The organism is Desulfurobacterium pacificum (genome assembly GCF_900182835.1).
Classification (GTDB): domain Bacteria; phylum Aquificota; class Aquificia; order Desulfurobacteriales; family Desulfurobacteriaceae; genus Desulfurobacterium_B; species Desulfurobacterium_B pacificum.
Genome location: NZ_FXUB01000001.1, coordinates 326,475 through 348,678, shown reverse-complemented (window position 1 = coordinate 348,678; position 22,204 = coordinate 326,475). Strand labels below are relative to the sequence as shown.

The 22,204-nt window shown below is 40.3% G+C and carries 23 protein-coding genes and 1 pseudogene; 15 read left to right on the top strand and 9 right to left on the bottom strand.

Features of this window, described 5'->3' with window-relative positions; translation table 11 throughout:
* Positions 1-26 precede the first annotated feature (26 nt).
* From nikR to argS, 4 genes are read right to left on the bottom strand one after another with little or no spacing between them, the layout of a single operon-like run.
* Positions 27-434: a nickel-responsive transcriptional regulator NikR gene (nikR, locus tag QOL23_RS01690; protein ID WP_283399849.1), complete on the bottom strand. Its 408-nt coding sequence runs from the start codon at positions 432-434 to the stop codon at positions 27-29.
* Entirely contained in the window at positions 422-1,807 is a 1,386-nt protein-coding gene (locus QOL23_RS01685; RefSeq protein WP_283399848.1) for a YchF/TatD family DNA exonuclease, read from the bottom strand. Before QOL23_RS01685 ends, nikR begins: the two co-directional genes overlap by 13 nt.
* Positions 1,804-2,427: an SPOR domain-containing protein gene (locus QOL23_RS01680; protein WP_283399847.1), complete on the bottom strand. Its 624-nt coding sequence runs from the start codon at positions 2,425-2,427 to the stop codon at positions 1,804-1,806. The genes QOL23_RS01685 and QOL23_RS01680 overlap by 4 nt, the downstream gene beginning before the upstream one ends.
* Positions 2,427-4,061: an arginine--tRNA ligase gene (argS, locus tag QOL23_RS01675; RefSeq protein ID WP_283399846.1), complete on the bottom strand. Its 1,635-nt coding sequence runs from the start codon at positions 4,059-4,061 to the stop codon at positions 2,427-2,429. The genes QOL23_RS01680 and argS overlap by 1 nt, the downstream gene beginning before the upstream one ends.
* Before the next feature lie 118 nt (positions 4,062-4,179).
* Here argS and hypF point away from each other — a divergent pair, with 118 nt between their 5' ends.
* From hypF to QOL23_RS01600, 15 genes are all read left to right on the top strand, one after another.
* Positions 4,180-6,444, top strand: a complete 2,265-nt coding sequence (hypF, locus tag QOL23_RS01670; protein ID WP_283399845.1) for a carbamoyltransferase HypF — start codon at positions 4,180-4,182, stop codon at positions 6,442-6,444.
* Complete coding sequence (locus tag QOL23_RS01665; RefSeq protein ID WP_283399844.1) at positions 6,428-7,600, top strand: nickel-dependent hydrogenase large subunit; 1,173 nt, start codon at positions 6,428-6,430, stop codon at positions 7,598-7,600. The genes hypF and QOL23_RS01665 overlap by 17 nt, the downstream gene beginning before the upstream one ends.
* A gap of 12 nt (positions 7,601-7,612) precedes the next feature.
* Entirely contained in the window at positions 7,613-8,344 is a 732-nt protein-coding gene (locus tag QOL23_RS01660; protein WP_283399843.1) for an NADH-quinone oxidoreductase subunit B family protein, read from the top strand.
* A 9-nt stretch (positions 8,345-8,353) separates the two neighbouring features.
* Positions 8,354-9,232, top strand: a complete 879-nt coding sequence (locus QOL23_RS01655; protein ID WP_283399842.1) for a Coenzyme F420 hydrogenase/dehydrogenase, beta subunit C-terminal domain — start codon at positions 8,354-8,356, stop codon at positions 9,230-9,232.
* A 1-nt stretch (position 9,233) separates the two neighbouring features.
* Entirely contained in the window at positions 9,234-9,521 is a 288-nt protein-coding gene (locus QOL23_RS01650; protein WP_283399841.1) for an ArsR/SmtB family transcription factor, read from the top strand.
* A 272-nt stretch (positions 9,522-9,793) separates the two neighbouring features.
* Positions 9,794-10,870 (top strand): hydrogenase small subunit, encoded by a 1,077-nt coding sequence (locus QOL23_RS01645; protein ID WP_283399840.1) that lies wholly within the window; start codon positions 9,794-9,796, stop codon positions 10,868-10,870.
* A 39-nt stretch (positions 10,871-10,909) separates the two neighbouring features.
* Positions 10,910-12,655, top strand: a complete 1,746-nt coding sequence (locus tag QOL23_RS01640; protein ID WP_283399839.1) for a nickel-dependent hydrogenase large subunit — start codon at positions 10,910-10,912, stop codon at positions 12,653-12,655.
* 46 nt (positions 12,656-12,701) lie between these two features.
* Positions 12,702-13,346 (top strand): Ni/Fe-hydrogenase, b-type cytochrome subunit, encoded by a 645-nt coding sequence (cybH, locus tag QOL23_RS01635; RefSeq protein WP_283399838.1) that lies wholly within the window; start codon positions 12,702-12,704, stop codon positions 13,344-13,346.
* 78 nt (positions 13,347-13,424) lie between these two features.
* Positions 13,425-13,961, top strand: coding sequence for a HyaD/HybD family hydrogenase maturation endopeptidase (locus tag QOL23_RS01630; RefSeq protein WP_283399837.1), 537 nt, complete (start codon positions 13,425-13,427; stop codon positions 13,959-13,961).
* The gene (locus QOL23_RS01625; RefSeq protein WP_283399836.1) at positions 13,961-14,203 is read left to right on the top strand and encodes a HypC/HybG/HupF family hydrogenase formation chaperone; all 243 of its coding nucleotides are present in this window, start codon (positions 13,961-13,963) and stop codon (positions 14,201-14,203) included. Before QOL23_RS01630 ends, QOL23_RS01625 begins: the two co-directional genes overlap by 1 nt.
* A 2-nt stretch (positions 14,204-14,205) precedes the next feature.
* Positions 14,206-14,556 (top strand): hydrogenase maturation nickel metallochaperone HypA, encoded by a 351-nt coding sequence (hypA, locus tag QOL23_RS01620; RefSeq protein ID WP_283399835.1) that lies wholly within the window; start codon positions 14,206-14,208, stop codon positions 14,554-14,556.
* Positions 14,557-15,267, top strand: coding sequence for a class I SAM-dependent methyltransferase (locus QOL23_RS01615; protein WP_283399834.1), 711 nt, complete (start codon positions 14,557-14,559; stop codon positions 15,265-15,267).
* Positions 15,260-16,000: a hydrogenase nickel incorporation protein HypB gene (gene hypB, locus QOL23_RS01610; protein WP_283399833.1), complete on the top strand. Its 741-nt coding sequence runs from the start codon at positions 15,260-15,262 to the stop codon at positions 15,998-16,000. Before QOL23_RS01615 ends, hypB begins: the two co-directional genes overlap by 8 nt.
* On the top strand, positions 15,997-17,256 hold the full coding sequence (locus QOL23_RS01605) for a TolC family protein (RefSeq protein WP_283399832.1): 1,260 nt from the start codon (positions 15,997-15,999) through the stop codon (positions 17,254-17,256). Before hypB ends, QOL23_RS01605 begins: the two co-directional genes overlap by 4 nt.
* Entirely contained in the window at positions 17,253-18,494 is a 1,242-nt protein-coding gene (locus QOL23_RS01600) for an efflux RND transporter periplasmic adaptor subunit (RefSeq protein WP_283399831.1), read from the top strand. Before QOL23_RS01605 ends, QOL23_RS01600 begins: the two co-directional genes overlap by 4 nt.
* On the opposite strand, the pseudogene QOL23_RS01595 reads toward QOL23_RS01600, so the two are convergent.
* The 5 genes and pseudogenes from QOL23_RS01595 to dnaX all read right to left on the bottom strand — a co-directional run bounded on the left by QOL23_RS01595 (position 18,477) and on the right by dnaX (position 22,183).
* A pseudogene (locus tag QOL23_RS01595) lies at positions 18,477-18,818 on the bottom strand (HepT-like ribonuclease domain-containing protein). The gene QOL23_RS01600 and the pseudogene QOL23_RS01595 sit on opposite strands and share 18 nt — an antisense overlap.
* The gene (locus QOL23_RS01590) at positions 18,811-19,104 is read right to left on the bottom strand and encodes a nucleotidyltransferase family protein (RefSeq protein WP_283399830.1); all 294 of its coding nucleotides are present in this window, start codon (positions 19,102-19,104) and stop codon (positions 18,811-18,813) included. The pseudogene QOL23_RS01595 and the gene QOL23_RS01590 overlap by 8 nt, the downstream one beginning before the upstream one ends.
* Positions 19,105-19,156: 52 nt before the next feature.
* Positions 19,157-20,245: an 8-amino-7-oxononanoate synthase gene (bioF, locus tag QOL23_RS01585; protein WP_283399829.1), complete on the bottom strand. Its 1,089-nt coding sequence runs from the start codon at positions 20,243-20,245 to the stop codon at positions 19,157-19,159.
* On the bottom strand, positions 20,245-20,808 hold the full coding sequence (locus QOL23_RS01580; RefSeq protein WP_283399828.1) for a response regulator: 564 nt from the start codon (positions 20,806-20,808) through the stop codon (positions 20,245-20,247). The genes bioF and QOL23_RS01580 overlap by 1 nt, the downstream gene beginning before the upstream one ends.
* Entirely contained in the window at positions 20,789-22,183 is a 1,395-nt protein-coding gene (dnaX, locus tag QOL23_RS01575) for a DNA polymerase III subunit gamma/tau (protein WP_283399827.1), read from the bottom strand. The genes QOL23_RS01580 and dnaX overlap by 20 nt, the downstream gene beginning before the upstream one ends.
* Positions 22,184-22,204: the final 21 nt, after the last annotated feature.

The window sequence follows — 22,204 nt, the reverse complement described above, 5'->3', positions numbered from 1 at the left end:
CTCCTTATTTTTTTTCGGTTAAAAAATTAAGGTTCTATTCCTGTTACGACCAGTTTCCCGTGTTTAACTCCTTTCAGGGTGATTATTTTATCTGCTAACTCTTTTATTTTACTTGCCTTTCCTTTTACGGCGATGGTTTCAAGGCAGTGGTTGTGGTCTATATGTATATGCATGGTAGAGATAATGTTGTGTAGGTAGCTATGCTCAATTTCTGTTATTTTATCTGCTAATTCCTTCTGGTGATGGTCGTAAACAATCGTTATAGTGCCGAAAACATCTTTATCTTCTCCTATAGATTCTTCAATTAGGGCGTTCCTTATCAAGTCTCTAACAGCTTCTGAGCGGGTTACATATCCTTTCTTTTCAAGGTAGTCGTCAAACCTTTCTAACAGCTTTTCATCTATTGATACTGCAAATCTTGCTACTCTTCCCATTTTTTAAACCTCTTAAATGGTCTTATCCTGTATTTAACGTCAAGTTCATTAGCTAATTTAATGAAATCGTCTTTGTTAAATTGAGGATGTTCCACAGCGGTTATTATAACCTCATAACCTTCTTTCTTTGCTTCTTTTATAAAGTCTATAACGGCGTTCCAGCTTTTCTCTCCGAATTTAGGTCTTACCGTTTTAAGGTATTCTTCCTTATTACCGGCGTTGATGCTGATGCTGAAAGTATCTATCAGACCCTTTAGTTCTTTGGTTGTATCTTTACCAGTTATTAGATTTCCAAGACCGCAGGTGTCAACTCTGACTTTCTTTGTTCCCATTTTCTTCAGCCATTTGGCTACAGTTTTGAGAGTTTCGTATCTTTCAAACGGTTCTCCGTAACCGCAGAAGACTACTTCATCGTAAATAGATGGGTTTTTGATTCTATACATGTATTCTTCGGCTATTGGTTCTCTCGTTAAGTTGAGGTTGTATCCTAAAATGAAGTTCTCTGTTCCTCTGAAGCAAAACTTGCAGTTACAGGGACATTTATTTGTTAGATTGATGTAGAGTTTATTCCCCACCTGATAGACGAGCCTTTCTTTCTTTTCTTCTGCTGTTAAAGGTAAATGAAATACTCTCTTTGCGTTGATGGTTGTTATTCTGTCTATATCGGTGAAGTTTATTTTAAGGAATTTAGCTATTTCCATTGCTGTATAAGCTACGTAAGTTGGCTTGTTTCTTTTCCCTCTTACTGGTTGAGGTGAAAGGTATGGGCAATCAGTTTCTACGAGAAGTCTTGAACTTGGGACGTATCTTAGCGTTTCTCTCAATTGGCTGTTTTTGGGATAGGTTACTATCCCTGAGTAGGATATAAAAAGTCCTTCATCAAGTGCTGCTTCTAACAGCTCTTTTTCACCGCTGAAACAGTGAACTATGCCTTTACAGCCAGCCATTTTAGTTTTTATAAATGCTGCCATCTCTTTCGCAGCGTTCCGTGTATGAATAATGATGGGTAAATTAAGCTGTTTTGCTATTTCTACCTGCATTTCAAAGATTTCGTATTGCTTATTTTTAGGAGAAAGGTTTCTGTAAAAATCCAACCCCGCCTCCCCAACCGCTACAACTCTACTGCTACTTTTTATCAGTTCAACTAAGCGGTCGTAATCCTTCTCTGAGTAGTTCTTCGCTTCGTGAGGATGTATCCCTACCGATGCATAAACGTTTTTTGAAGATTCAGCCACTTTTATCGCTTTCTTAGAATCTTCAAGGTCACACCCTACGGTAACTACAGCGTCTAACTTTTCTTCACATTCTCTTATTATCTGTTCTCTGTCTTCGTCGAACTGCGGGAAATGTATGTGAGCGTGAGTGTCTATCAAGATTTCCTCCTTTTTACTATTCCCTGATATCCCTCTGCTTTAAGCTTTTTCAGTGCCTGGTAAGCTTCTTTGTAGGTTTCATAGTAGCCTACTATAACTTTCACGTAGTGTTTCGTTATCAGTGTCTTTGTGGGAAAACCTTTGCTATTCAATTTACTTGCAAGTTTTAATGCGTTTGCTTTATTCCTAAAAATCCCCACCTGCACATAATACCTGCCATTCTCATACTTTTTGACTTTTTCCTGAATATTTGTATTGCTATTCGCGGTAGATTCAGTCTTTTCTTCTGCTTTTTTCTCTTCTTCCACTTTTACCGTCTGGTTCTGGGGTTTTGTTGCATTTTCAGTTTTAACTTGCTGCTTCTCTTTAGCTTTTGTCTCTTTTTTGCTTACCGGCGGTTTTTTTGCAGTTTCCTTTACAACCCTTTCTTCTATCGGTCTTGAAACTGGATTTAGCTCAGCTAACGTTTTTAAAAGTTTTTTCTTTTCCACTTCAAACTTTGCACTTGCCTGTTTAAATCCGGCTTCTTTGCCCACAAAGTACCCCACCATGTAAGCAAGTGCCATAACGAGTGTTGCAACGAACATAAGTATCATTTGAAGCTTTTTACTGTTTTCCATTACATCCTCCTCGGTGCGGTTACGTTAATAATCTCAAGCCCTTTGGCTATGGTTTTTCTTACAGCGCTGATGAGGTAAAGCCTTGCCTCGCTTAACGCCTTGTTTTCTTCATCAATTACCTTGTGTTTGTTGTAAAACTTGTGTAGTTTTGATGCAAGTTCAATGAGGTAGTAAGTTAACCTGTGTGGTTCCATTCTTTCTGCTACGTGCTGGAGTTCATACCTTAAGGAATAGCAACCGGTTATCAGTTCTTTTTCCTCCTCAGAAGATAACAGGTTAAGGTTTTCATCGGAAGGTTTCAGCCCTTTTTCTTCAGCTTTATCAAGAATACTGCACAATCTTGCGTGGGCGTATTGGACGTAGTAAACGGGGTTTTCGCTCTTTTGAGATAAGGCAAGGTCTATATCAAAATCAAGAGGTGTATCGTGCCTTTTAAGCAGGAAGAAAAACCTTACTGCATCAGTTCCGGCTTCATCCATCAACCAGCGCAGCGTTACGAAGTTTCCTGCTCTTTTTGACATTTTCACTTCCTGTCCGTTTCTAAACAGTTTGACCAGCTGTATGAGAACTACTTCAAGCCAGTCAGGGTCTTTACCGAACGCTTCTATTGCAGCTTTTACTCTCTTAACGTATCCGTGATGGTCTGCTCCCCATACGTTTATAGCTCTGTCGTATCCCCTTTCTATTTTATTTAGGTGGTAGGCTATATCTGCCGCGAAGTATGTATATTCTCCATTGCTCCTTTTAACAACTCTATCTTTATCATCACCGAAAGCTGTTGATTTAAACCACAATGCTCCTTCTTTCTCGTAAATCAAACCTTTATCTTTTAACGTTTCTATGGCTTTTTCTATCATTCCTGTTTCGTGGAGCGTTTTTTCGCTGAACCAGTTGTCAAATTCAACTCTCAGCGCCTTCAAGTCTTCTTTTATTTCTTTTAACATCTCGTTTTTGCCGAACTCGGCAGCTACGTTTATCGCCTCTTCTTCGTCCATCTCTCTTATTTCAGGTTTTTCCTTTAAGAGTTTTTCCGCTAATTCCTTTATATACTCTCCTCTGTATGCATCTTCGGGTAGTTCAACCTCTTCTCCTGATAGCTCTTTTAACCTGTAAAGTATGGAAATCCCTAAGAGTCTAATCTGCCTTCCGGCATCGTTGATATAGAATTCCCTTTCTGGTTCAAATCCTGTTAGCTTCATAGCGTTGTAGATTACATCACCAACAACTGCTCCCCTACCGTGTCCCACGTGTAGAGGACCTGTGGGGTTAGCGGAAACGTATTCAAGTAAAACTTTCTGTCCTCTGCCGAAGTTGGATTTATAGAACTCAGTTTCTTTGATTTCTTTCAGTAAGTTGGAATAAAACGTTTGGCTAAACTTAAAGTTGATGAAACCGGCGCCAGCTACTTCTACGTTTTCAAATTCTGGTAGGGATTTCAACTCGCTGGCTATTTTTTTGGCTATTTCTCTTGGGTTTTTTTTAAGCGGTTTTGACAGTAGAAACGCAACGTTTGTAGCAAAATCTCCGTATTCTTTTCTTTTAGGTTTTTCAAAAGAAGCTCTTTCAACTACTTCTTCTTTATTAAACAAATTTTTGACCGCTGTTGATACTTTTTCTTTTATAAATTCCTTCATTTTCCTTTGCTCCGGTTCTGGATTTGTTTAAGAGAAATTATCTTACAATTCAGGCTTATCTATCAACAGATAGGATTTTGAGCGTATATTAAGAATGAAATTACTTTTAGGAGATTGAATGGCTGAGAAAAGACGTATTAAGGTATTTTTAACGGGACTTGTTCAGGGGGTTGGTTTTCGTCCGTTCGTTTACAGGATAGCTAAAGAGTGTAGTTTGACCGGCTACGTTCTGAACTCCACCATCGGCGTGGTTATAGAGGCAGAAGGAGAGGAAGGTAACCTGATAAAGTTTCTTGAAAAGCTTCAGAAAGAAAATCCCCCCCTCTCCCGCATCTTCAGCCTTGAATACAAGTTTCTACCTCCCGCCGGCTATGAAAGTTTTGAGATAAAAGAAAGCGATTCAGAAGGTGAAGTTGCCGTATCTGTCCTTCCAGACATTGCTACCTGTAAAGATTGTCTGAGAGAGCTATTTGACCCGAAAGATAGGCGATACCGCTACCCCTTTATCAACTGCACCAACTGCGGTCCACGCTTTACCATAATAGAAAAACTGCCCTACGACAGGCAGAACACCTCTATGAAAAGCTTTAAAATGTGTGAAAAGTGCTACGCTGAATACACAGACCCTTCAAATCGCCGATTTCACGCTCAACCTAACGCCTGTCCCGTTTGTGGACCGCACGTAACGCTTTATACCGAAGAAGGCAAGACTTACGAGGGAGAAAAAGCTATAAAAGAAACCGTAAGGCTTCTTTCTGAAGGGAAGATACTGGCAATCAAAGGATTGGGAGGGTTTCATCTTATCTGCGACGCTACAAATGAAGAGTCAGTTAAAACTTTGAGGGTTAGAAAGCGCAGAGAAGAAAAACCGTTTGCCGTTATGTTTCCATCGCTTGAATCGGTTAAGCTCTACGCTGAGGTTTCCCCCCTTGAAGAGAGGGCTTTAACCTCTGTAGAGACGCCGATAGTAATACTTAAAAGAAAAGAAAACACAGACCTTGCACCTTCAGTATCACCCGATACTTCTACTGTAGGTGCTTTTCTACCCTATACACCTTTGCACCATATAATACTCAGAGATTTCGGTAAACCCATAGTTGCAACGAGCTGTAACCTTACCGACGAACCGATAATGAAGGATAATGAAGAAGCTATAAGAACTTTAGGCGATATTACCGATGCCGTTTTGGTTCACAACAGACCAATTGTAAGACGTTGCGACGACTCTGTTGTCAGGGTTTTCTCTAACAAGCAGGTGCCTGTAAGAAGGTCAAGAGGTTTTGCCCCTTTGCCCGTAATACTTCCGTTTTCTCTTAAAAGACCTGTTCTTGCCGTTGGCGTTCATATGAAGAATACGGTGACTGTTGCTAAAGGTAACAGAGTTTACCTTTCCCAGCACATAGGCGACGTTGATAATCCTCTGGCAGAGAGCTTCTTTGAAGAAGTTGTAGAAGACATGTTAAAACTCTTTGATGTTGAACCGGAAGTGGTAGTTTCTGACGCTCACCCCGGATACTATTCCACGAAATTCGCCGAAAAGAGATTTTCGGATAAGCTGATTAAAGTTTATCACCATCACTCACACGTTATCTCCTGTATGGCGGAAAACGAGTTGCCAATTGGTGAAAAGGTTATAGGTCTTTCTTTTGATGGAACGGGCTACGGCGTTGACGGCTCTATTTGGGGAGGGGAATTTTTAGTTGCGGGCTATACAGAGTTTGAAAGAGCCTTTCACCTGAAATATTTTCGCCTTCCAGGGGGTGATAGAGCGGTTAAAGAACCTTATAGAGTTGCAGTTTCGGTTTTGATGGAAGCCGGCATAAACCCTTCCGACGTTCTTAATGTTGATATTAAAAAGATTTCCTTTATCTCCCAGATGGTTGAGAAGGGCGTTAATTCGCCGAAAACTTCCAGTATGGGCAGACTCTTTGATGCAGTAGCAGCCATTTTGGGTATAAGGTATAAGGTATCCTATCACGCTCAGGCTGCCATACTGCTTGAGGAAGTGGCGTTACATTCCGATTCTGAAGATATCTATCCTTTTGAGCTGGAAAGAGGCGTTGTTGACTGGCGACCGATAGTCAGGGGTATCGTTTCCGACTTTAAAAAGGGCGTTGCCGTTTCCGATATCGCTAAAAAGTTTCACAATACCGTTGTTGCTTTTTCCGTTGAAGTTGTTAGAGATATTCGTAATAGAACGGGTATTGATAGAGTTGCTTTGAGCGGCGGCGTTTTCCAGAACAGAATACTTTCTGAAAATATTGAGGAACAGTTGCAAAAGAGTGGTTTTACCGTTTTAACTCATCAGGTAGTTCCTCCAAACGACGCTGGAATATCGTTAGGGCAGGCAGTTTACGGAGGGTTGATTGAAAAGGATAGTTAAGTATGAGGGTATTCCGCTTACAGAGGGACATTCAGGTGTTTATCTGACCGTTGAGGACGGCGTGGTGGTGGACGGTTACTACTACGCGCTCGTTCCTGTCAGAGGGTTTGAAACGCTCCTTTTAGGGCAGGAGGGGGTTGTTGCTCCTACAATTACATCCCGAATCTGCGGTTTATGTCAGGTAACTCACGCCATAGCTGCAGCGAGGGCTATAGAGGACGCTGCCGGTATGGAAATTCCTGAAGAAGCGACGCTTTTAAGAGAAGTTTTAGGGCTTGCCGTCAGGGTCTATAACAACCTTCTCCACCAGATTCTTATTTCGGAAGACCTTTTCCCTGAAAAGAAGGAAAGGATGGCTTTTATAAAGCAGGTTCAAAAGGTGAGGAAGGTTGCAGGAGAAGTTTTAGAGTCAATAGGCGGTGAGATTATTCATCCTCCGAAGGTAAGAGTGGGGGGCTTTCCGGAGCCTTTAGAAGATTTGGTAAGAGATAAAGTTTTGGATTCTGTTGAAAAAATCCTCCCCTCCCTCTCTACCCTCCATAAAACTTTCATTTCAGCTCTCGGCGAGATGTGGAAGAGAGAAGGTTTGCCTGAGGATTTGGGGAAGCATGGGAGGGGATTTTTTGCCACAGACCTTTATTACGGTAAACCTTTTGATATCAATCGGATAACTTTTAAGTATCCACAAGAGGTATTTAGAAACGACTTAAAGAGAGAGGTAACGAACCTTTATCCGCTGATTGATGGCACTGTTGTAGAAACAGGTGCAAGGGCAAGAAGCGTCCTCTATAAAAGTTATGAACATAGAGGGGGAGTAAAAGAACTTCACGTTTTGCGTTCTGCTGAAAACGTAGAGGCTTTTGAAAGAATTAAAGATATCCTGTCATCTACCTCGTTTGAAAAAGAGCTTCAGAATAAAGCTTTTCCCACCTCTGATGGTGAAACTTTAGGTGTGGGCGTTCACGAAGCTCCGAGGGGTGTGAACGTTCATATGGTCAAGTTGGACAAGCGCGGAAGAATAGTATATTATAAAATTGTGGTGCCGACGGAGATAAACTTTTTGGTTATCTCCGAATCGTTGAAGGGTGCTAAGTTGGAACACGTAGACTACATAATAAGGGCTTACGATCCTTGTGTTGTGTGTTCCGTTCACTGATAGAGGTTGACAATGTTCTACAGCAGAGACTTTGACGATGACTTTAAACTGAAAATCGGTTTCTTTCACTTCTCCAGCTGTTCAGGTTGTCAAATATCCTTCCTTGATATGTTTGAAGATGCCGTTGAAGTTCTTGATGCTGTGGAGTTGGTCTATTCCAATATGCTTACAAAGAAAGAAGAAATTCCTGAAATGAACGTTGCTTTTGTTGAAGGTGCTTTCTGCCTTGAAGACAAGAGGCATACAGAGCTTGCAAGGGAAATAGTTGAAAAAACGCAAATGATAGTTACGGTGGGGGGATGTGCTTCCTTCGGAGGTGTAAGACGTTTCAGTGTTGGTGGTCAAGCTCCACAACCTGCACACCAGTCGTTTGTTCCTATAACGGAAGTGGAGATTTTAAGGCCTAAAATCAAATACGCGATACCCGGATGTCCACCAAACCCTTCTCTCCTTTACAACTTCATGCTTGCTCTTTTAGAGGTAAATGAGGAGTTTTTACAGCCTTTTGAATACATGGTTTTAACAAAGGATGCCAGCGGTTTTGACGTTATTAAAGAGGTAGTAAGTAAAGGATTGTGTGTTGGTTGTGGAACCTGCGTGACAGCCTGTCCTTCAGGAGCTTTAACTTTTAACCAGACCTACAATAAACCCATGTTTGAAGCTTCTTTTTGTGTACACTGCGGTTCATGTTTAGGTGCTTGTCCTCAAAGCTTTAAACCTTATCCTCAACCTGTTTATTTTTAAGGAGAGAGCATGCTGAACGTTAACTCCGATTTCGTCTTAGGGAAGATTAAAGGAATCTGTAAGGTAAACGTTCAGAATGAAGACCCTCTTGAGTTTTTATTGAAAAAGTTCTTTGAGTTGGAAGTTGTTGATGGAGTTCTTACAGCTGATGAAAACGGTAAACCAGCCCTATTTGCATCTCCAGAAAGGTTAACGGTTTCTAAAACCTCTTTTTTTGGTGTTAACGCTTATTTGAAAAAAGCGATTCAGAAGTACCGGTTTTCAAAACTCTGTGTTGTTGGACCTTCGTGCATTCTTGACGGTTTGAACAAAACCCAGTACTACGGAATAGGTTGCAACTGGGTAAAAACGGCGGTTGCTCTTAAAGTTGGAATTGTCTGCGTAGGAACGCCGGTAGGTGAAGGAGAAGAAGTTGAAGTTATGGATTTGACCGGTAAAAGAGATAAAGTTTTAGAATACAGGTTTACACCTTCAGGTTTCAAAGCTTTAACAAGAGAGGGGGAAATAGAGATACCTTTAAGTGTACATCACTCCTACGTTAATTCTGCCTGTAAGTACTGTTTTAACCTGTCAGCCAAAGGGGCGGATATTTCTTATATTAGGAATGGGAAATATGGTATATTCATCGTTCGGAGTGAAAGAGGTTGGAAAACGTTGTGGCTTGTTCAGAGGAGTTTTCCGGAAGAATGTAGCGTTGAACTGATAGGGAGGGAAGATATTGCTTACGTTGAAAAGATTCTTAAAGAGAAAGTTCTCCTTAACGTTGATAGCTCCCTTGAAAGATTTGAATCGGGATTTCCAGAACCTAAATGGAACACTAACAGATTCGCAAAGCTTTACAGAATTTGGAACACGTTAGAAGATTCAAATATAGAGGAGGTATTCTGAAATGGTTAGGTACGAAGAGGTTTTAAGAGAGGAATTAATTGAAAATGCTGAACTTCTAAAAGTTTTGGGACATCCAGAAAGACTTGCTATCGTTTTATTGGTTGCTGATAGAGAGATGTGCGTGAAGGAACTCGTAGAAATTTTAGGAATTTCCCAACCAAAAGTTTCTCAACATGTGGGATTGATGAAGGAACTTGGAGTTCTCTCTTTCAGAAAAGAAGGTACAAAAGTTCTTTATAAGTTGGTTAACGATAGGGTTAAAGAAATCCTTAGCATCTTATTTGCTTAACTATTTGTAGAGTATTTTTGAATTGAATAAGAAATTTGCAGTAAGTTATTAGTATAAAATTGTTATTTCTCGTAAGTAATGGTATTATGGCTGGTAACGTGAAGAGTTTAGGAGAAATTTTGAGAAAAAGAAGAGTTTCATTTTATCTTTTTGGAAAAGGATGGTCTTTAATTCAAAAAGTGAAAAATAAGTATTTTAGGATAGTCTTGACATTGAATTAACGTTGGGGTAGAATTCCCTTTTGAAGACAACCTCATAAAAGGAGGGTAATAATGGATAGGAGCATTTTCATGGGAGGAATACCGGGAACGACCTCCCGTAGAGGATTTTTGAGGGCATGTGCTATTGCTACAGCTGCGATGGGACTTCCGATGGAGATGGTTTCAAAGGTAGCTGAAGCTGCCAAAGACCCCAAAAGACCAAGAGTTGTATGGCTTCATTTTCAGGAATGTACTGGATGTTCTGAGTCTCTTTTAAGAGCTTCCCATCCAGATTTGGCGACTCTTATCTTAGATCTTATTGACCTGCAGTATCACGAAACTCTAATGGCAGGTGCTGGTCCTCAAGCTGAGGAAGCGTTTGAGGAAGCCATTAAAGAACCTAACTACATTTTGGTTGTGGAAGGTTCTATTCCAACAGGAGAGTGCGAAGATTACTGTATGATTGGTGGTCATTCCGCCAAGCATAATCTTGAGAGAGCTGCTAAGAACGCTCTTGCAATTATTAACATTGGAACTTGCTCTGCTTACGGTGGTTTGCCTGCAGCAAAGCCAAATCCAACAAACGCTGTTGGAACGGCTGACATAATCAAAGACAAACCTATTGTTAACGTACCAGGTTGTCCACCGAACCCACATAACTTCTTAGCTACGGTTTTATACTTCTTAACGTTTAAGAAGCTCCCACCTACAGACAAGTGGGGAAGACCACTGTTTGCTTACGGTAGAAAGATTCACGACCATTGCGAAAGAAGACCTCACTTTGATGAGGGAAGGTTTGTTGAGCAGTTTGGTGACGTTGGTCACAGACTCGGTTACTGTCTCTACAAGGTTGGTTGTAAAGGACCAGAAACTTACTCCAACTGTCCTGTAATTAGATTTAACGACGTTGAGGTATGGCCAGTTTCTGTTGGTAACGGATGTTACGGTTGTACAGAACCTAACTTCTGGGATACAATGACTCCATTCCATGAGAGACTACCTAACGTTAAGATTCCTGGTGCTGGCATTCAGGCAAGCGCTACAGAAATCGGTAAAGTTGCTGTTGGTGTAACAGCTGCAGCTCTTGCGATTCATGCTGGTCTTGGAATTGCCAAAAGACTTGCAACAGGTTCTAAATCTGAAGAATAATTAAAAGATGAGAATAAAACCCGATGGGAGGTTTAAAAGATGGCTAAAAGGGTAGTAGTAGATCCGGTGACGAGGATAGAGGGTCACCTTAGGATAGAAGTAGTTCCTGAAAACGGATACATTAAAGATGCTTACTCTTCCGCTCAAATGTGGAGAGGTCTTGAACTTATCCTACGCGGAAGAAGTCCAGATGATGCGTGGATGTTCGCTCAAAGAACTTGTGGTGTTTGTACTACCGTTCACGCGATTGCTTCTGTAAGGTCTGTAGAGAACGCTCTTCAGCTTGAAATTCCTTACAACGCTCAAATGGTAAGAAACATCATTATTGCGGCTCATGCGCTTCACGACCACATCGTTCACTTCTATCACCTTTCTGCACTTGACTGGGTAGACGTTGTATCTGCTCTTAAGGCAGACCCTCACAAAGCTGCAAAGATTGCAGAGAGCTATCAGAACTGGAAGTTGAACGGCGCTGCAGTATTCAAGGCTGTTCAAGATAAGCTTAAGAAATTTGTAGAAAGTGGACAGCTTGGTCCGTTTGCTTCTGGTTACTGGGGTCACCCAGCAATGAAACTTCCACCAGAGGTTAACCTCATTGCTGTTACACACTACTTGCAGGCTCTCGACTACCAAAGAAAAGCAGACCAGGCGATTGCTATCTTAGGTGGTAAGAACCCACACATTCAGAACCTTGCAGTAGGTGGCGTATCTACGGCAATTAACCCAGATAACGAAGCTACTATAAATATGGAAAGACTTTACTACATCAAGCAGCTTCTTGAAGAGGTTAGAGACTTCGTTCAGAACTGTTACCTTCCTGACGTTCTTGCTATTTCTGCGTTCTACAAAGAGTGGCTCCAGTACGGTAGAGGAGTTGATAACTACCTTGCAGTTCCAGACTTGCCACAGGATACAAAAGGTGAAACCTTTGACCTGCCAGGTGGAACAATTCTTGGGGGCGACCTTTCTTCTGCTAAAGCTATTAAGAGCTTTAATGACCCATACTTTATTAGCAACGTTGCTGAGGATATCTCCCACTCCTGGTATAAGGGAAGCTGGATAAGGCATCCTTGGGATGAAGATACAGACCCAGATTACACAGGAATGCCAGGTGGTTACGTTGATGGAAGCGGTAAGTACTCCTGGGCTAAGGCTCCAAGATTTAAGGTAAACGGCGATTACGTTCCAATGCAGGTTGGACCTCTTGCTCAGGTATTGGTTGGATACGCTTTAGGACACGAGGCTACTAAGAAATGGGTAGATAAGTCTCTTGACCTCCTTAAGACAATACTTGGCGTTATTGGAGAGTCCAGCGAAGGTGTTGATGTAAACGCTCTTCAGTCCACTCCAGGAAGACATATAGCAAGAGCTATCAGGGCTGCTATGCTTTCCGACCTTGCTATTAAGCAGTGGGAGCAGCTTGTTGACAACGTTGGAAGAGGAGACCTTGAAATCTACAACCCACCAAGCTATCCAAAGGGAGTGATTAAAGGTTGTGGATTCCACGAGGCTCCAAGAGGAACGCTTTCCCACTGGTGTGTAATTGAAAACGGCGTTCTCAAGAACTATCAGGAAGTTGTTCCTTCTACGTGGAACGCAAGCCCGAGGGATTCTAAGGGACAGATGGGACCGTACGAAGCTTCTCTCATTGGTAACCCAATAGCTGACCCTGAGAAGCCACTTGAGGTTCTTAGAACTGTTCACTCCTTTGACCCATGTATCGCTTGTGCTGTTCACATGGTTGACCCTGAAGGAGAAGAAATCGTTAAGGTTAAGGCTCTTTAAGAGGGGGGATTTCCCCCTCCTTTAAAGCCTGCTAAAGGAGGGAAAGATGGCTGTTTACGAGAAAAAGTACGTGTGGAGTATCTTGATGAGGATATTCCACTGGTGTTTTGCGCTTTCAATTGCAACTCTTGTCATTACAGGACTTTACATAAACTGGCCCTGGACTAATACCTGGATGGAAGGTAGCCATCAGTTTACAATGGCTTATATGAGATGGGCTCACTTTATCGCAGGAATGATTTTTACGTGCGCTGTGATTATTAGAATTTACCTGTGGTTCTTCGGTAATAAGTATGAAAGAATATGGGATTTCATTCCTATTAACAAGAGGAATATTAAGAACCTTTTCACTACTCTTCTTTACTACGCTTACATTACAGATAGTCATGAACACAGGTTGGGACATAACGCGCTTGCAGGTTCCTCTTACTGCTTAACCCTTATTCTCGCCGTTATTCAGTTTATTACCGGTTTCTATCTGTTGTACCCTGAAAGTCATTTCTGGGTATCTTTAGGTTCAATTTTTGGAACTCAGCAGGAAGCAAGGTTTATCCATCACATCTTGAACTGGTACTTTGCTTGGTTTGCAGTTGTGCATATTTACATCGTTATCTGGAACGATATAAAATCTCCAGAAGGACTTATTTCTTCTATCTTTGACGGATTTAAGTTTGCCCACAAAGAGCATTAATTATTTTGGTTTTGCTTTTAATAGGGAAGGGGGAGAGTAAAACTCTCCCCCTTATTTTATTTGAGGAGGTTTAATTTGATGGAAAAGATAGGTATTATGGGAGTTGGAAACATCCTTCTTAGCGATGAAGGTTTTGGCGTTAAATTGTTGTATTTGCTGAAGGCAAAGTACGAGTTTCCGGAGAACGTTGTTCTTATAGATGGGGGGACGGCGGGGATTTTTCTTTCTCCTGAGATAGATTACCTTTCTAAGCTTTTAATAATTGACGTTGTTAAAGCGGAAGGTAAGCCTGGAGATATTAAGGTTTATGAAAAAGAGGATTTCTTTATAGACCGCCTTCCACTAAAACTGTCACCTCATCAGTTAGGTTTACAGGAAGTGCTTCTTCTTAACGAGATAAAGGGGACGTGTCCGGAAGAGGTGAAGCTTGTGGGTGTTATTCCAAAATCTCTTGATGCAGGAACCTATTTGACTCCTGAGCTTGAAGCCAAGCTTCCCGAAGTAGAAAGAATAGTTCTTGACATTTTGAGAGAGTGGGGCGTTAATTTTAGGGAGAAAGAAAATCCTGAAGACCCTAATATATGGTGGGAGAAGAAAGTATCGGAGGTTCAATAATGTGTGTAGGCGTTCCTATGAAAGTTGTTGAAATTAATTACCCTATGGCTGTTGCTGAGGCTAAAGGGGTGAAAAGGCAGATTAACCTTATGCTTTTGCCTGAAGATGAAGTAAAAGTGGGCGATTACGTTATGGTTCACGTTGGAAATGCAATAGAAGTGATAGATGAGAAGGAAGCAGAGGAAATCTGGAAGGTTTTAGATGAAGTTATGGCTGCCATTGAAGAGCAAGAGGGGTATTAACGATGCATGAGACTTCAATAGCTATGGGGCTTTTACAATCGCTTGACGAATTAGCGGAAAAAGAAAAAGCCAAAAAGATTACAAAGGTTAGAGTAAGAATAGGTAAGCTTTCTGGAATAGTGGTAGATTCCTTCGCTTTTGCTTTTGACGCCATAAAAGCTGAATATCCTAAAATAGCTTCTGCCAAGTTAGAGATTGAAGAAGTGCCTGTAGAATATGAGTGTCTTGATTGTGGGAAGGTGTTTGAAGTGGAGTCTGTCTACTTTCCTGAATGCCCTGATTGTGGTTCTTTGAACGTTAAACTTCTTAGAGGAGAAGAGCTTGAAGTTATAGACGTTGAGATAGAGGTTTAGATGAGGTACAACGTCAAGGATATTTTTAACAGTCCTTTTGCCGTTTTCTATGAGAAAGTCATTAATAAAATTTCAAGTCCTGTTCAGGTTAACAGGTGGCGAAAACGATTGATTAAAGACATCCTTTCAGAAATTCCTGACCCTGAGATAGTGGTGGATTACTGTTCTGGTGCCTGTAATATGGGAAAACTTTTGTTATCTCTTACTTCAAATCCACCTTTCATCATTAACTGCGATATAAGTAAACCACTTCTTAATCTTGGAAAAGAGGAGCTTCCTGAACATAGTGCTTTTGTGTGTGCTGATAATAGGTTTTTCCCCGTAAAGAATTCTTCAATTGATGCCGTTTTTTCCTCTTTTTGCGTTAGAAACTCACCTGAACCGATAAAAACCGTTAAAGAAGTTTACAGGGTTTTGAAGTCAGGTGGTGCGTGGGGGATTTTGGATTTCTTTAAAATAAAAGAAAGAGCGCCTGTGACAGCTTTTAACGACTTTCTATTCCGTTCATTTATGAAGTTAAACGGTGCACTTATACCTTCTCATAGAGAAGCAATTGAATACCTGTTCTATTCAATAGAAAACTTTTATACGGTTGATGAATTTTCTGAACTTCTAAGAGAGAATGGCTTTGATGTAAAATTGGTCAGAACTTATATGGGAGGAGTTGCCAATACTTTGGTTGCTATAAAACAGGAGGTGAGCGATGTGTGATGTTTGTGGGTGCGGTCAGCCTGAAAACAACTTTGTTGTTTCAGATGAGGGAAAGAAAACGGTAGAGGTAAAGAAGAGTCTTTTGAGCGAGAACGACAGAGTTGCAGAAATCAACAGAAAACATTTTGATGAAAAAGGAATTTTAGCTATAAACCTTATAAGTTCACCAGGTTCTGGAAAAACTACGCTTCTTGAGAAAACTATAGAAGCGTTGAAGGATGAGTTCAACATAGGTGTTCTTGAAGGTGATATAGAAACGGAGAGGGACGCTGAAAGGGTTAGAGCTAAAGGAGCTTACGCTGTTCAACTTACAACCGGTGGTGCATGTCATCTTGAAGCGCCGTTAGTTCATAAAGGTTTTCATGCCCTTGAAAAGCAGATGGGAGATAAGACGCCTGATATTCTGTTCATTGAAAACGTTGGGAATTTAGTCTGTCCGTCATCTTTCTATTTAGGGGAGCATTTAAGAGTTGTTCTTATCTCTGTTCCAGAAGGTCCAGATAAACCAGCCAAGTATCCCAAGGCGTTTAAGACTTCTGATGTCTTTATCATTACAAAGTCTGACCTACTGCCCTACTTTGATTTTGATGTAGAAAAGGTGAAGAAAGAAGCCCTTGCTCTTAATCCTAAGTTGGAAGTATTTGTAGTTTCTGCTAAAACTGGTGAAGGTCTTGAAGAGTGGTATAACTATCTGAGGAAGATAGTTAAAAAGAAAAAAGGAGTGGAAGTTTGAGATTTAGAATTTTTACTTTTTTCCTGTTTCTGTTTGCTTTTTCTAACGCTTATGGCGTTACGTGTGAGGAACTTATACAATTGGTGAGGAGTAAAAACCTTGACGTTAAATCGGGAAGCGTTTCTATTGACGTTTCCCGATATTCTCTTTTTGCAGATAAAAAAAGTTATTTTCCAAAGGTTTCTTTTAACGCTCAATTTCAAGAATTTTATCCTTACCAGACTATGTTTTCCAAGTCGTGGAATCAAAACTACTCTTACGGTTTGACAGCTTCTTTTGATGTTCTGAATTTTCAGAAAAGAAATAAAATAGAGTTGGATGAAAAGCTACTTGAAACGTCTAAGAGAGAGCTGTCTGTTACTGTTCTTAATTCGGTCTATAACGCCGTTGGGCTTCTTTTGAACTTGAAGGCTAAAGAAGAGATAGTTAAGATAAAGAAGAAAAACGTTGAGGATAGCAAGAAAATATTAAAGGCGACAGAGGAAAGGTATAAAAAGGGATTTGTTCTCATAACAGATGTTCTAAAAGCTCAAGCGGATTTACAGAAAGCCCTTTCAGATTTTGAGAATGCGAAACTTGACTATAAAGAAACGTTTAACGACTTAAATGAGGTAGTTGATTACGCTTTGAAGGAAAATGAGAAACCGGAAGTTATCTTAAAAGAAAAATTTCCTTTAAAAAGTTTGGATTATTATCTGCATTTGGCTTTTAAGAACCGTCCTGAAATTAAAAAAGCTAAAAGTGAAATAAAGGTAGCGAAGGCTGAATTAAACTTACAGAAGAGTACTCTTTCTCCGTCTTTGAGCGTTTCTGCTTCTTGGAATAAGATGGATACTACTTTTCCTCCAGACGATAATAATTACTCTCTTTCTCTTACGTTTTCTTATCCTTTCTTTGATAGTGGCGTTACTAAGTTTAAAGTTCTTTCTGAATCAAGGAAAGTGTTTTTAAAAGAATTAGCTTTAAAGAAAATTGAAAACGCTGTAAAGAAAGAGGTTATAAATGCCTATATTGCTGTTAAATCTAAGAGTGAAGTTTTGAAGAGTGCTTTTTCTTTCCTTTCGTTTAGCAGAAAGGCTTATGATAGAACGCTTAAAGAGTACGAATTGGGTGTTACCGATATAGTTAACTTACTTCAGACCCATTCTGCCTATGTCAGCGCTCAAGAGAATTATATTAACGCTTTACTCTCTTACAATTTAGCTGTTTTACAGCTCTTAAAAGCAACAGGTGAGATGCCTGGAGGTACGTGGTGAAAAAGATAGTTGCTATTTTGATTTTAGTTGCTTTTGCTGTTGGTGGCGTTTTCTTTATTAAGTCAAAGCACAAAAGGGTTATCGTTCCTGTTAAGGTGGTTGAGGTTAAAAGAGGGAATGTTAGAAAGGAAATAGATGCAACGGGAATAATAAAGCCTCAGGTTGGTGCTGAGATAAAAGTTGGAGCGAGAATTTCAGGAACAGTAGTCAAGGAAAACGTTAAAGTTGGTGATTACGTTAAAAAGGGTGATTTGATAGCGGAGATAGATAACAGGGATTTGAGGGAAGAGTTAAAGAAGGCGAAGGCACACTTGAAGGAAGTAAAGGAAACTTACTCTAAGCGAATAGCTTCTCAGCAGTTAAAAGTGAAATCTGCAGAAGCTGCTTTAAAGAGTGCAGTTGCTGATTTAAAGGCAAAGGGAGAAGCTTACAACGTTGCTAAGTGGGAGTTTGAAAGGCAGGAAAAGCTTTTTAAGGAAGGTTTCTCAACGGAGCAGAAAATAAAGGATTTGAAGTTAAAGCTCGCGCAGGCTGAGAGTGCTTTAAAAGCGGCAAAAGAAAACGTTGAGAGAGCGAAGTTAGACTTAAAGATTGCCAAGGAAGAATTGGGTAGATTGAAAGCGGAGTATGAATCTCAACTGAAAACGGCTGAAGCGAATGTAAAAGAAGCGGAGATAAGGTATTCCTATTCCTTTATTTATGCACCAAAGAGTGGAATTATTTCCTACGTTTCAACTCAGGAAGGTGAGACAGTTGTGGCAGGTCTTAACGCTCCGCAATTTGTGACGATTTTAGACCCAAACAGGTTAGAGGACTGGATATACGTTGATGAGACGGAAATCGGGAAAGTGAAGAAAGGGATGAAAGTTGAGTTTACTGTAGATACTTACAGAAATAAGGTTTTTAAGGGAAAGGTTGAGGAGATATATCCTAAACCGAAGATTCTTAACAACGTTGTTTACTACATTGTTGTTGCAAGAGGGTTCAAGGACGTTAACCTTTTGAGACCTGAAATGACGACGCATAACACGATTATCGCTGGCGTTAAGAAAGGTGTTTTAGTTGTGCCTAATGCTGCGGTTAAGTGGAAAAACGGTAGATATATAGTTTATAAAGTTGTTAACGGTAAAGTGAAAGAGGTGCCTGTTAAAGTAGGCTGGAGCGATGATAGGTTTACTGAAATCGTTTCTGGCTTGAAAGAAGGCGATAAAGTAGCGCTGTCAATTACTGTTAAGTAGCTTTAGGAGTTTGGCTTTTACTTCTGGAAGTTCTTTGTTTACTATATGCCATACGATGTTCAAATCAACTGCAAAATAGCCGTGAATTAAACGGTCTCTTAATCCTGCCATCTGTTTCCAGGGAATATTTTGGTTTTCGTCTTTAACGTTCTAAGGGATTTGTTTGGTTGCTTCGCCGATTATTTCTAAGTTCCTTATCACGGCGTCCTGTATCATTTCGTTTTGTAAGAACGTTTCAAGGTCTATATTCTGAACGTAATTTTCAATCTTACTAATTGCCGTTAAGATATCGCTTAGGAAAAGTTTCCAGTTTCTTTCAGACATTTATTAAATCCTTTTCTATGGATTTCCAAAGGAGTTTTTTCCTTCGTATGGCGGTTTTTGTTAAAAGGTCTACTTTAAGTTTAAGTAAACTTTCTAAGTAATCAGCTAATTCAAAAAATTTGAGTCCTATAGGTTTTTCAAATTCAACGACTATATCTATATCGCTGTTTTCTCTTTGTTCTCCTCGGGCATAAGAACCAAATATTGAGAGGGATTTGACCCCGTATTTTTCCTTTAGTTCCTGTTTGTGTTCTCTTAAAATTTTCTTTGCTTTTTCTAAATCCATCGTTAAACCAAGTAGAGTTTAAGATAAAAATAGGTTAATTTGTCTTTTCTGGCTATAGCTTAATTGCTTTAATTAGTTGTTCCATTTCTTCTTTTGTGTGTTCTGATGTGATTGATATTCTTAGTCTGCTTTTTTTTACGGTTGGTGGTCTTATAGCTGGAACGAAGAAGCCGTTTTCGTATAAGTGGTGGGAGAGGATGAGGGCGGATTTTTCGTCTTTTACTATAAGGGGAAAGATGGCTGATTGAGAGTTTATACCTGTTAGGTTTCTAAAGAATTCTATGTTGCTTTGTAGTTTTTTCATTCTTTCGGGAACTTCTTTTAAGTTTTTCAGGGTCTGGCAAACTATAGAGGGCGGGAGGGCGGTGGTGTAGATAAACGTTCTGCACTTATTTATGAGATATTCTTTTAAAAGAGTGCTTCCGCACACAAAAGCACCTAACGTGCCTAAGGCTTTTCCACACGTGCCGATGATTACCGTTGTTTCGTCAGGTGTTAGAGAGAAGAGTTCAAAGGAACTCCAGCCTACAACTCCTGTGGCGTGGGCGTCGTCAACTATGAGTATGGAATCGTATTCGTTCTTTAGTTTAAAGAGTTTGTCTAACGGTGCGACGTCACCGTCCATGCTGAAGACAGAATCTGTTACTATGAGGCTTCTTCTGTAATTTTTTCTTTCTTTTGAAAGTAAATATTCAAGGGTGTCAACGTCTTTGTGAGGGTATACGGTTACCTTTGCTTTTGATAGTCTGCAGCCATCAATTATTGAGGCGTGGTTGAGCTCATCGGAAAATACTACATCTCCTTCACCTGCAAGGGTTGATATGACGCCAACGTTTGCCATATAGCCTGAGGGAAAGAGCAGGGCGCTTTCTGTCTTTTTAAGTTCAGCTAATTTGTTTTCTAACTTTTCGTGGATTTCAAAGTTACCGCACACCAGCCTTGACGCTCCACTACCGCTTCCCCACTTTCCGCATTCCTGACAGAACTCTTTTGCCAGTCCTAAATAGTCGTTTGAAGAGAAATTAATGAGTCTTCTACCGTTAATGGTTATTTCTTTGCCTTGAGGTGAGCTTAGCGTTCTTAGAGAGCGGTAAAGGTTTTTCTCTTTTAGCTGGTTAAGTTCTTTTTCTATCCACTTCATCACTTTTGAGGGTTTATGTTGTATTTGTTGAGTTTTCTGTAGAGGTTTGAGATATCTATTCCCATGAACTTTGCTGCTTCTTTCAGGTCTCCGTTGCATTTCTTTAAGACATCTATAATGTAGGCTTTTTCAAACTCCTCTTTGGCTTTTTTGAGTGGTAAAGAGGTAAAAGTTTCAATTTCTGGCGAGTGAGAACTCTTGACGAATTCAACGGCATTTTCTATCGCTTCCATCAGCTTGTCGTATTTTATCGGTTTTTCCAAGAAGTCAAAAGCACCTAACTTCAGGGCTTTTACCGACGTTTCTACCGTTCCGTGTCCTGAAACGATTATAACGGCTCTTCTTTTTATTTCGCCGGTTGCGTGGATTTTTTCTAAAACGTCCATCCCTGACATTCCGGGCAGGAAAAGGTCTAAAATGATTATGTCGGGATTTACCTCTTCTATTTTTCTTTCAACGTTAGAACCGATTTCTTCCGTGAAGACTTCGTAACCTTCGTCCTGTAGAATCTCTTTTATCGTTTCTCTTATGCCTTTTTCATCGTCAACTATCAGAACTTTCATCTAAAGGCTCCAGCTTAATGATTTTAGCGCCGAAAAGGTCTATCACTTTGTTAATCTTTTCATTGCTTTCTTTTGATATCGTTTTTTTGCCGTTTTTCTTCTGGTTTTTGACTTCAACTATTTCAACTCTTTTGCCGAATTTCTTTTCTAATTCGTCTTTTCTCGTTTTAAGTAGCTGGTAGGAAAGTTCGTTTTTGGGAATGATTTTTACGATTCCGTTTTCTTCTTTTGTTTCTTTTATATACTGGTTGAAGAATTGGTTTTCTTCAGTTTCCTCTGTTAGTTTCTGGGCAGGTTTAGTTTTTTTTTCTGCTATCTGTATGCCGTTTGATAATAGGTCTTCAAGTTTTTGGACGTCTTTAAAGTATGAAAGCCTGTAAAGATGAAATAGAAGGACGCTGTAGGGGTATGGATGAACTGTTATTTCTTTAAAGCACTCTGATAGTATCTGGAACGCTGCTTCCATCTCTTCGGTTGAAAAGTTGTCGTTGGATAGAAATTCCTTTTCTACCGTTTCTATCAGCTGTTTTAAAACGAATAGGGGGTTGTAGCCTCTTTCTTCCAATTTAAAGAGGGTTTCTCTCAAAAGTTCTTTGTTACCAGAGAAGGCGGTTTTTAAGAGTTCTATAAGGTCTTTTCCTGTTAAGACGCCTAAAAATTCAGATACAGTGTTGAGTTCTACTTTTCCGTTACCGAAGGCTATTGCTTGGTCTAAAAGACTTTCTGCATCTCTCATACAGCCTTCTGAAGCTACTGCGATGAGGTTTAACGCTTCTTCGTCAAACTCTACGTTTTCTGCTTCACAGATTTTCTTTAAGGTTTCTACCATTACCGGGCGGGGGATTTTGCGGAAAACGAATTTCTGGCAGCGGGAGAGGATGGTGGGGGGGATTTTGTCTATCTCTGTTGTGGCTAAGATGAAAACTACGTGTTCTGGCGGTTCTTCAAGGGTTTTGAGAAGGGCGTTAAAGGCTTCTTTTGTGAGCATGTGGAATTCGTCAATGATGTATATCTTCTTTTTGCCTCTTGCGGGGGCGTAGTGGACGGATTCCCTTAATTCTCTTATCTGGTCTATTCCTCTGTTTGTTGCTGCGTCTATCTCTATTACATCAGGGTGAGAGCCTTTCGTTATTTCAACGCACTGAGGACATTGGTTACAGGGTTCGCCGTTTTGGGGATTTTCGCAGTTTAAGGCTTTCGCCACTATTCTTGCTGTTGAGGTTTTTCCTACACCTCTTGGTCCTGCAAAGATGTAAGCGTGGGCAACTCTATCTGTTTTTATGGCGTTACGCAGGGTTTCTGTTATGAATTCCTGTCCTGTGACTTCACTAAATTTTTGAGGTCTATACTTCCTCGGTATTGCTACGTAGGACATTATTCCTCTTTCGGTTAAGTT

What these genes read in the sequence shown, in the direction of transcription:
- nikR (WP_283399849.1), bottom strand. Translation starts at nt 434, where the DNA reads ATGGGAAGAGTAGCAAGATTTGCAGTATCAATAGATGAAAAGCTGTTA.
- QOL23_RS01680 (WP_283399847.1), bottom strand. Translation starts at nt 2,427, where the DNA reads ATGGAAAACAGTAAAAAGCTTCAAATGATACTTATGTTCGTTGCAACA.
- argS (WP_283399846.1), bottom strand. Translation starts at nt 4,061, where the DNA reads ATGAAGGAATTTATAAAAGAAAAAGTATCAACAGCGGTCAAAAATTTG.
- hypF (WP_283399845.1), top strand. Translation starts at nt 4,180, where the DNA reads ATGGCTGAGAAAAGACGTATTAAGGTATTTTTAACGGGACTTGTTCAG.
- QOL23_RS01660 (WP_283399843.1), top strand. Translation starts at nt 7,613, where the DNA reads ATGTTCTACAGCAGAGACTTTGACGATGACTTTAAACTGAAAATCGGT.
- QOL23_RS01655 (WP_283399842.1), top strand. Translation starts at nt 8,354, where the DNA reads ATGCTGAACGTTAACTCCGATTTCGTCTTAGGGAAGATTAAAGGAATC.
- QOL23_RS01650 (WP_283399841.1), top strand. Translation starts at nt 9,234, where the DNA reads ATGGTTAGGTACGAAGAGGTTTTAAGAGAGGAATTAATTGAAAATGCT.
- QOL23_RS01645 (WP_283399840.1), top strand. Translation starts at nt 9,794, where the DNA reads ATGGATAGGAGCATTTTCATGGGAGGAATACCGGGAACGACCTCCCGT.
- QOL23_RS01640 (WP_283399839.1), top strand. Translation starts at nt 10,910, where the DNA reads ATGGCTAAAAGGGTAGTAGTAGATCCGGTGACGAGGATAGAGGGTCAC.
- cybH (WP_283399838.1), top strand. Translation starts at nt 12,702, where the DNA reads ATGGCTGTTTACGAGAAAAAGTACGTGTGGAGTATCTTGATGAGGATA.
- QOL23_RS01630 (WP_283399837.1), top strand. Translation starts at nt 13,425, where the DNA reads ATGGAAAAGATAGGTATTATGGGAGTTGGAAACATCCTTCTTAGCGAT.
- QOL23_RS01625 (WP_283399836.1), top strand. Translation starts at nt 13,961, where the DNA reads ATGTGTGTAGGCGTTCCTATGAAAGTTGTTGAAATTAATTACCCTATG.
- hypA (WP_283399835.1), top strand. Translation starts at nt 14,206, where the DNA reads ATGCATGAGACTTCAATAGCTATGGGGCTTTTACAATCGCTTGACGAA.
- QOL23_RS01615 (WP_283399834.1), top strand. Translation starts at nt 14,557, where the DNA reads ATGAGGTACAACGTCAAGGATATTTTTAACAGTCCTTTTGCCGTTTTC.
- hypB (WP_283399833.1), top strand. Translation starts at nt 15,260, where the DNA reads ATGTGTGATGTTTGTGGGTGCGGTCAGCCTGAAAACAACTTTGTTGTT.
- QOL23_RS01590 (WP_283399830.1), bottom strand. Translation starts at nt 19,104, where the DNA reads ATGGATTTAGAAAAAGCAAAGAAAATTTTAAGAGAACACAAACAGGAA.
- bioF (WP_283399829.1), bottom strand. Translation starts at nt 20,245, where the DNA reads ATGAAGTGGATAGAAAAAGAACTTAACCAGCTAAAAGAGAAAAACCTT.
- QOL23_RS01580 (WP_283399828.1), bottom strand. Translation starts at nt 20,808, where the DNA reads ATGAAAGTTCTGATAGTTGACGATGAAAAAGGCATAAGAGAAACGATA.
- dnaX (WP_283399827.1), bottom strand. Translation starts at nt 22,183, where the DNA reads ATGTCCTACGTAGCAATACCGAGGAAGTATAGACCTCAAAAATTTAGT.